The 1,348-nt window shown below is 59.6% G+C and carries 1 protein-coding gene; it reads right to left on the bottom strand.

Features of this window, described 5'->3' with window-relative positions; all coding sequences use genetic code 11:
• The coding region (locus GSQ92_RS29760) for an ArdC family protein (RefSeq protein ID WP_159014949.1) at positions 1-594 on the bottom strand (594 nt) is incomplete at its 3' end.
• Between the last annotated feature and the right edge of the window lie 754 nt (positions 595-1,348).

Below are 1,348 nucleotides of genomic sequence, written 5' to 3'. Positions count from 1 at the left end.
CACAGGGCTCTCGAAAGAAGCGGGCGGTGGCAGCTGAATGAAGTCGTGCGATGGGCTGTAGAAGGCCCGGTCGCCGCCGATCCGGATGACGGCCTTACTATTGCTCAGAACGATGTCGGCCGCTTCGGGTCGGCGCCAGGGAGCCTCTACGGCGCTTGGCGCGACATACGCCGGGATGCCTTCGATCTGGGAACCGTTGAAAACGGTGAAGGTCCGCAACACGGGTACGGCCTTCGTGCGATCTTCCGCCTCGGGCGCTGCGTTGCGATCTTCAACGAGCATGCGCCTGAAGAAAAATATTGTCGTGCCGCGTTCGCCTTTGCGTACTTGCCAACCGCGGTCGGCCGCCTGCTTGTAGGAACAGAACCGTGGGTCGCCGCCGAGCGCGAACGACGTCATTGCTAGCACCAACACGTTGATGCCGTGATAAGGCTGTCCGGTCGTAACATTGATTGGCATGCCAGGTGAGCCACTCTTCCAAGGTTGGCGCCACGGCCGGATACCCGCTTCGAGCGCGCCGATGATTTGGTCCGTCACCTCCTGATAGTGATCGCGATGATTCGAGTGCTGTGTTGTGTTGCGGTGTTTCAACATCGGGATATTCTCCAGGGTTCTGTCTCAACCCCATCCCCGCCCCGCGTGTCGGCCGCCGGTGCAAGGGCGCGCGCTAGCGCGGGACCGCAGGCGCTTGCGCCGAGGACCCGCCCTTTGCCGCCGGCGGCCGACACGCGGTAGCCATCTTCAGTGTTCTCGCAATTTTCTTCTTGGCATTCTCGTTCCCATGGGCCGTCCGGTGAGCAGCCAATCATCGCGAGTATGGCGCGCTCAGCAGAATGCCGCCAACCGGCCAAGGTCTGGATGGCGGCGGCGCCGATAAAGAGTCCGTCGAGGGTCATAGTCAGCAATGTCGTCCGTTGCGACGGTCTCTTCCTGGTCCGCGCCTGAACTAGCAAGTACGAATCCTGCGTGGAACATGACGTCAATTCTGTTTGGCTTGGGCCGGCGCGGCCGAGCTGGAACCGCATGAACGTGGAAATCGGACTGCCTCTACCAGGCGAGCAGCTCCGCTGATATGACATTGGGAATGTTGAAGCTCTCTTGCCTCTGTGGCCAAATCCATGTCGACATCTCAAAGCGACCGGATTTCATCAACGAGTGCAACTGCACGCTTTGTAGCAAGTCCGGCGCCCGCTGGGCCTATTTCCATCCCTCGGAAGTCAGCGTCGTGGGCGCGACGAAAGGATATAGCCGGGAAGACAAGGAAGATCCGGCTGCAGAAATCCATTTCTGTGCACATTGTGGATCAACGACACATTTTATTCTAACCGCAGGCGCCATATCGAAGTTT

The sequence above is a fragment of the Acidisoma sp. S159 genome (assembly GCF_009766125.1).
In the GTDB taxonomy this organism is placed as follows: Bacteria; Pseudomonadota; Alphaproteobacteria; order Acetobacterales; family Acetobacteraceae; genus Acidisoma.
This window is presented reverse-complemented; position numbering and strand designations above follow the sequence as displayed.